The 6,997-nt window shown below is 68.0% G+C and carries 7 protein-coding genes; all 7 read left to right on the top strand.

Going from position 1 to position 6,997, the window contains the following annotated elements; translation table 11 throughout:
* A partial coding sequence (fabG, locus tag QZV94_RS21335) for a 3-oxoacyl-ACP reductase FabG (RefSeq protein WP_293681674.1) occupies window positions 1–527 on the top strand: 527 nt, incomplete at its 5' end.
* 119 nt (window positions 528–646) lie between these two features.
* Window positions 647–886 carry an acyl carrier protein gene (locus QZV94_RS21330; RefSeq protein ID WP_293681671.1) on the top strand — a complete coding sequence of 80 codons (240 nt, stop codon included), beginning with the start codon at window positions 647–649 and terminating at the stop codon, window positions 884–886.
* 86 nt (window positions 887–972) lie between these two features.
* Window positions 973–2,256: a beta-ketoacyl-ACP synthase II gene (gene fabF, locus QZV94_RS21325; RefSeq protein WP_293681669.1), complete on the top strand. Its 1,284-nt coding sequence runs from the start codon at window positions 973–975 to the stop codon at window positions 2,254–2,256.
* On the top strand, window positions 2,253–3,263 hold the full coding sequence (gene mltG / locus QZV94_RS21320) for an endolytic transglycosylase MltG (protein ID WP_293681667.1): 1,011 nt from the start codon (window positions 2,253–2,255) through the stop codon (window positions 3,261–3,263). Before fabF ends, mltG begins: the two co-directional genes overlap by 4 nt.
* A 232-nt stretch (window positions 3,264–3,495) precedes the next feature.
* The gene (locus tag QZV94_RS21315) at window positions 3,496–4,377 is read left to right on the top strand and encodes a YicC/YloC family endoribonuclease (RefSeq protein WP_293681665.1); all 882 of its coding nucleotides are present in this window, start codon (window positions 3,496–3,498) and stop codon (window positions 4,375–4,377) included.
* Between the two features lie 138 nt (window positions 4,378–4,515).
* The gene (gmk, locus tag QZV94_RS21310; RefSeq protein WP_293681662.1) at window positions 4,516–5,250 is read left to right on the top strand and encodes a guanylate kinase; all 735 of its coding nucleotides are present in this window, start codon (window positions 4,516–4,518) and stop codon (window positions 5,248–5,250) included.
* 154 nt (window positions 5,251–5,404) lie between these two features.
* The coding region (locus QZV94_RS21305) for a PAS domain-containing protein (protein ID WP_293681659.1) at window positions 5,405–6,997 on the top strand (1,593 nt) is incomplete at its 3' end.

Raw genomic sequence — 6,997 nt, 5'->3', positions numbered from 1 at the left:
AGGCGGCCGAGACCGCGGCGGGGACGCCCCTGGACATCCTGGTGGCCAACGCCGGGATCACCAGGGACGGCCTTCTGATGCGCATGAAGGACGAGGACTGGGAGACCGTGATCAAGGTCAACCTGGAGAGCTACTTCCGGCTCAGCCGCGGGGCGATGCGGGGCATGATGAAGCGCCGCCATGGCCGCATCATCGGCATCACCTCCGTGGTGGGCGTGATGGGCAATCCCGGGCAGGCCAACTATGCAGCCTCGAAGGCCGGAATGATCGGATTTTCCAAGGCCCTGGCGCAGGAAGTTGCGACCCGCGGCATCACCGTGAACTGCGTCGCGCCAGGGTTCATCGAGAGCCCGATGACCCAGGCCCTGAACGAAGCGCAGAAGACGCAGATCCTCTCGACCATCCCGGCCGGCCGGCTAGGCGCCGGCGCCGACGTTGCCGCCGCGGTGGCCTATCTGGCTAGCAACGAGGCGGCTTACGTCACCGGCCAGACGCTGCATGTGAACGGCGGGATGGCGATGATCTGACTATCGCGCGAGGCGGGGAACATGCTACGCGCCGCCGGATTTCCACACGTATCGGGCAGTTGACTTCACCGTCGCCGTCGCCGATGCAAGCAACTGACTGAGCCTGAGGGACCTACCTAATGTCCGACGTCCTAGAACGCGTCCGCAAGATCGTTATCGAACACCTCGACGCCGACCCGGAGAAGGTGACTGAGAAGGCCAGCTTCATCGACGACCTGGGCGCCGACAGCCTCGACAACGTCGAGCTGGTGATGGCGTTCGAGGAGGAGTTCGACATCGAGATCCCCGACGACGCCGCCGAGCATATCCAGACGGTCGGCGACGCCGTGAAATTCATCGCCGAGCGGCTGGGCGGCTGAGCCTTCCCCTTCTTTTCGGAATCAAAGCCGCCGCGTCGGTGGGGTCCGCCCCGAAGGCGCGGCGGTTTCGTTTTTGAGGCCTGCACATGCGTCGAGTCGTCGTCACCGGCATCGGGCTCCTGACCCCGCTGGGGCAGGGGACAGAGATCACCTGGAAGCGGATCCTGGCGGGGCAGTCGGGGGCGGGGCGCATCAGCGCCTTCGATGTCGCCGGCTGGGCCTGCCAGATCGCCTGCGAGGTGCCCAGGGTCGACGGGCGGGGCGGGGGCGGGCCGGACGTGGAGGGCTCGTTCGACCCCGAGCTGACCATGTCGGCCAAGGACCGCCGCCGGGTCGATGATTTCATCCTCTATGGGATCGCCGCCGCCGACGAGGCGGTGAAGGATTCGGGCTGGGTCCCGCTCTGCGACGAAGATCGCGAACGCACTGGCGTGATGATCGGCTCCGGTATCGGCGGCCTGGGCACCATCGCCGAGACGGCCATCGAGCTGCACGAGAAGGGGCCGCGGCGCGTCAGCCCGTTCTTCATCCCCTCGGCGCTGATCAACCTGGTCTCCGGCCAGGTCTCGATCCGCCACGGCTTCAAGGGCCCGAACCACGCCGTGGTCACGGCCTGCGCCACGGGCGCGCACGCCATCGGTGACGCCTGCCGGCTGATCAAGTACGGCGACGCCGACGTGATGGTGGCGGGGGGCGCGGAGGCGAGCGTCGTGCCGGTGGGCATCGCCGGCTTCATTGCCTGCCGCGCCATGTCCACCGACTTCAACGAGACGCCGGAGAAGGCGAGCCGGCCCTATGACAAGGACCGCGACGGCTTCGTCATGGGCGAGGGCGCCGGCATGGTCGTGCTGGAGGAGCTCGAGCACGCCCTGGCGCGCGGGGCCAAGATCTACGCCGAGGTGATCGGCTACGGCCTGGCCGGCGACGCCTACCACATCACCGCCCCGGCCGAGGATGGCGACGGCGGCTTCCGGGCGATGAAGGCGGCCATCAAGGACGCCGGGATCGACCCGTCCGAGATCGACTACATCAACGCTCACGGCACCTCGACGCCGCTGGGCGACGAGATTGAGCTGGGCGCCGTGGAGCGGATGCTGGGCAATGCCGCCTCCAAGGTCTCGATGAGCTCGACCAAATCGGCCACCGGACACCTCCTGGGCGCGGCCGGCGCCATCGAGGCGGCGTTCTGCTGCCTGGCCATCCGCGACCAGATCGCGCCGCCGACGATCAACCTGGACAACCCCTCCGTCGAGACTCCCATCGACCTGATCCCCCACAAGGCCAAGCCGATGGAGATCAACGTGGCGCTGTCGAACAGCTTCGGCTTCGGCGGCACCAACGCCTCGGTGATCTTCAAGAAATACGCGTGACGCGACGCTTTCGCCTGAGCCGCAAGGCCGCGGGCGGGGGCGCCCTCATCGCGCTGGGGCTGGCGCTGCTGGTCGGGCTGGCGGGGGTGTGGAGCTATGCCGGGCCGGGCCCGAAGGCGCAGGCCGGGTCGACGACCATCGTCCTGCTGGAGAAGGGGTCCGGGGTGCGCCAGATCGCCGGCGCGCTGAAGTCCGCGGGCGTGATCTCATCGTCGGGACTGTTCGAGATCGCGGCGCGGGTGAGCGGGGCCGCGGCGGACCTGAAGGCGGGCGAGTACCAAGTGGCTTCCGGCGCCTCGATGGCCCGGGTGCTGGCCGACATTCGGGCCGGCAAGGTGGTCCGCCACCAGATTACCATCCCCGAGGGCTGGACCAGCGGCATGGCCCTGGACGCCGTCAACGCCGAGGCGGTGCTGACCGGCGCCGCCGCCGAGCCGCCGGAGGGGTCGATCCTGCCCGACACCTACGACGTGCAGCGCGGCGAGCCGCGCGAGGCGGTGATCGCCCGCATGCGCGCGGCGCGCGACGCCCTGGTGGCCGAGCTGTGGGCCGGGCGCGAACCCGGCCTGCCGCTGGCCAGCGCCGAGGAGGCGGTGATCCTGGCCTCCATCGTCGAGAAGGAGACCTCCGTCGCGGCCGAACGGTCGCGGGTGGCCGGCGTGTTCATCAACCGGCTGCGGGCGGGCATGACGCTGGGCAGCGATCCGACGATCATCTATGGCCTCACCCGCGGACGGCCCCTAGGGCGGGGCATCCGGCAATCTGAGCTTGATGCTTTAACGCCTTATAATTCCTACAAAGTTGCAGGCCTTCCGCCAACGCCGATCGCCAATCCGGGACGCGCCTCGCTGATGGCGGTGCTGCATCCGCTGAAGACCGACGACCTCTATTTCGTGGCCGACGGGACCGGCGGGCATGCCTTCGCCGAGACCTTGGCGGAGCATGAGAGCAATGTCGCGCGATGGCGGGCGATCGAGCGGGAGCGAGCGGCGGGAGCGAGCAGGTGAGGGCGACCTGGGAGACGCTTCAGCGCCGCTTGATTCAACCGCTAACGAACGCAAACGGACGCGAACAGGCCGTGCCGATTTCACGGCCGAAGGCGACGTCTTCCTTGCTCGGCGGCTCAGGAGCTGGACTGCGGCTTGGCCGCGAGCAGAGCGCGTTCGCGTGCGTTTGCGTTCGTTCGCGGTTGAAGATGGCTGCGCCTGCGGCGCGCATGGCCTGGCCGGAGGCGCACTGATGCCGATCAGCGGGATGACGGGGTTCGGGCGAGCCGAGGGGGCGCTGGGGGCGTGGTCCTGGGCTGTGGAGGCACGCAGCGTCAACGGGCGGAACCTGGAGGTGCGGTTCCGGGGCCCGCCGGGGTTCGAGAGCCTGGAGCGGGTGGCGCGCGAGGGGGCGCAGAGCCGGTTCCAGCGCGGGCAGCTTACCGTGGGGGTCCAGGCAAAGCGCAGCGAGGGCGCGGGCTCGGTGCGGATCAACCTGGCCCAGCTCGAGCGCTACCTGGAGGCGGGCGCGGCCTATGTGGCGACCGGCGCCGTGACGCCGCCGCAGCTGGACGGCCTGCTGGCGCTCAAGGGGGTCGTCGAGGTGGAGGAGGCCGGGATCGACCCGGTGGCGCAGGCCGCGCTGGAGGCGGCGATGGCGGCCTCGATCGGGACAGCGCTGGACGAGATGGCCCGCGGACGAGCGGAGGAGGGTGCGACGCTGCTGGGCGTGCTCTCGGCCCAGGTGTCGCGCATCGGGACGCTGGCGGGGGAGGCGCGCGACGTCGCCGCCGGCCAGCCGGCCGTGATCAAGGCCCGCTTCGAGGCGCGGCTGAAGGAGCTCGCCGGCGAGGCGGCCAGCGAGGACCGCATCGTCCAGGAGGCCGCGGCCATGGCGGTGAAGGCCGACGTGGCCGAGGAGCTCGACCGGCTTTCGGGCCATGTGGACGCCGCGCGCGGGCTGCTGGCCAGCGATGGCGGCGTGGGGCGCAGGCTGGACTTCCTGACCCAGGAGTTCATGCGCGAGGCCAACACCTTGTGCTCCAAGTCGCAGACCGGCTCCTTGACCGCCCTCGGCCTGGACCTCAAAGCCACCATCGAGCAGTTCCGCGAGCAGGTTCAGAATGTGGAATAACGCGCCGCAAGCGAAGAAGAAGTTGGCCACGGAAAGCACGGAAAACACGGAAGGAACTTGGCGCACGGTCCGAGGCTTCCGTGATTTCCGTATTTTCCGTGGTTCACTTGACGGCCGCTGCGCGGCAAAGGGCCGGGGATGAGTCTGTTCCACGCCGATGAGCCGCACGCCAAGCCGTGGGAGACCACGCGCCGCGGACTGCTGCTCTTGGTGTCGAGCCCGTCAGGTGCGGGGAAGACCTCCCTGTCGCGCCGGCTGGTGGCGGACTATGGCGACCTGGTGCTGTCGATCTCGGCCACCACGCGGGCGCCCCGGCCCGGCGAGGAGGAGGGGCGCGAGTACTTCTTCAAGACCGACGCCGAGTTCGACGCCATGGTCGCGGGCGGCGAGCTTTTGGAATGGGCCCAGGTGCATGACCGCCGCTATGGCACGCCGCGGGCCCCGGTCGAGGAAGCGCTGGCGGCCGGCAAGGACGTGCTGTTCGACATCGACTGGCAGGGCGCGGCGCAGGTGGCGGCGGGGATGCCGCAGGACAGCGTCCGCGTCTTCATCTTGCCGCCGTCCTGGTCGGACCTGTCGCGCCGGCTGCATGCGCGGGCCCAGGACGGCAAGGAGGTGATCGAGCTGCGCCTGGCCCGCGGGCGCGACGAGATCACCCACTGGACCGAGTACGACTACGTCATCGTCAACAAGGACTTCGACCGGGCCTATGCGGACCTGGTGCACATCTACCGGGCGGAACGGATGAAGCCGGGCCGGAACGCCTGGATCCCGGAGTTTGTGGACGGGCTGCGGGCAGAGGATGACGAGCGTGAGCCGACGCCTGGCGGCCCAGGGCCGATGGGGACGTTGGTGAGGCCGGTTCAGAAGTAAGGGGTGGCTACGAGGCGGCTGTTGGCGCGTGGCTGACCTCGAGCAAGTCGTCCGCGGCGGGCCAGCTGACTGATTGTGCGCCACCAGCCGCCAAACGGAAGGCGGCGTTCCCGGTGCACTGGTCGCTGATCCTCGCGCAGTCCAGATCCCGTTGTTGCTCCAGATCAAGGCAGAGCTACCGAATCGCTCTGCAATTGCGCCGTCGAGGGACAGCGCAGTGGTCGCGAACACCATTCTGGAAAGCATCGCCGACGCTATCTACAGCGTGGCGCCCGACTGGTCCGTCGTGTTCTTCAACCGCCAGGCGGAGCAATTCTTCGGCCGCGCTCGGACTGAGGTGATCGTGCCCTCCCTTTGGGCCTGCTTCCCCGCGGCGCGGGTTTCGGAACTCGGAACTGGACTTCGGCGGGTCATGGCGACGCGCGAGCTCCTGGAAATGGTCACGCTGAGCCCCAGCACCGGGCGCTGGGCCGACACCCGGATTTTTCCGCTGGAAGACGGGGGCATTGCCGTCAGTTGGCGAGACGTCACTGAAGAGAAGATCCAGCAGACTGCCCTGGCCGGGGCCCTCCAGGCCCAGGATCTACTCTTGCGGCGACTGCGCGCGCTCACCGATCACGTGCCAGCCATGATCGCCCAGTGGGACAGTGATCTGAGGTGCAGTTTCGCCAACGCGAGTTATGTGGAGTGGTTTGATCGCACGCCCGAGCAAATGCTCGGCACGTCAATGCGAGAGCTCATGGGGGAAGAGCTGTTCGCGAAGAACGAGCCCTACATCCGCGCCGCCCTTTCCGGACATCGCCAGTCGTTCGAAAGGACTCTGACGAAGCCATCCGGTGAGGTCGGCCACACCTGGGCGCAGTATATTCCCGACATCGATTCCGAAGGCCAGGTCGTGGGATTCTACGCGCTCGTCACGGATGTCTCGCCGCTCAAGGAAGCCGAAGAGCGGCTCAAGGAGGTGAATGTCCAGCTCGAGGGGGCGCGCGACAGGGCCGAGGCCGCGGCGACCGTCAAGAGTTCGTTCCTGTCCAACGTGAGTCACGAGCTCAGGAATCCGCTGACCAGCATCATTGGTTACGTCGATCTGCTGTCCCGCGGCGGCGACCTGAGCCGAGCACAGGTCAAATATCTGACCCGTGTCCAACAGGCGAGCGACGCCCTGCTGACGACGGTCAACGACCTGCTCGATTTCTCGAAACTGGAGGCCGGACAAGTCGTGATCGAGCGTCGGCCGGTGGACGCCGTCGCGATCGGCTTGCGGGCGCTGGAAATGTTCGAACCGGAAATCGAGAAGAAGGGTCTCGTGCGGCGTTTTGAGGTGGTCAACGCCGCAGCCAACGTGCTCGCGGACGACACGCGGATCCGCCAGATTCTGCTGAACCTGATCGGCAACGCCGTGAAGTTCACCGCTACGGGAAGCGTGACCGTTCGCTGCATCTACGAACCCGCCGGCCAGATGTTGCGGTACGAGGTGATCGATACGGGACCGGGCATACCGACCGAGCAGCAATCCCGACTGTTCCAACGCTTCTCTCAAGTCGATGCCTCGACCGCGCGGACCTTTGGCGGGACCGGCCTGGGCCTGGCGATCTGCAAGGGCTTAGCTGAGGCGATGGGCGGCCGTATCGGCGTCCTGAGCTTCGCTGGAGAGGGAAGTTGCTTCTGGGTGGAGATCCCCGCCAAGACACACGAGATGGCCACCACGGCGCCGCTGAGCGGCACCTACACGGTACTGGTGTCGGCC

The sequence above is a fragment of the uncultured Phenylobacterium sp. genome (assembly GCF_902826855.1).
GTDB lineage: Bacteria > Pseudomonadota > Alphaproteobacteria > Caulobacterales > Caulobacteraceae > Phenylobacterium.
The sequence above is the reverse complement of the archived record's forward strand: the minus strand, read 5'-3'. Positions and strand labels throughout refer to the sequence as shown.

Coding starts and splice junctions, on each gene's coding strand:
- fabF (WP_293681669.1), top strand. CDS start 973: ATGCGTCGAGTCGTCGTCACCGGCATCGGGCTCCTGACCCCGCTGGGG.
- QZV94_RS21330 (WP_293681671.1), top strand. CDS start 647: ATGTCCGACGTCCTAGAACGCGTCCGCAAGATCGTTATCGAACACCTC.
- gmk (WP_293681662.1), top strand. CDS start 4,516: ATGAGTCTGTTCCACGCCGATGAGCCGCACGCCAAGCCGTGGGAGACC.
- QZV94_RS21315 (WP_293681665.1), top strand. CDS start 3,496: ATGCCGATCAGCGGGATGACGGGGTTCGGGCGAGCCGAGGGGGCGCTG.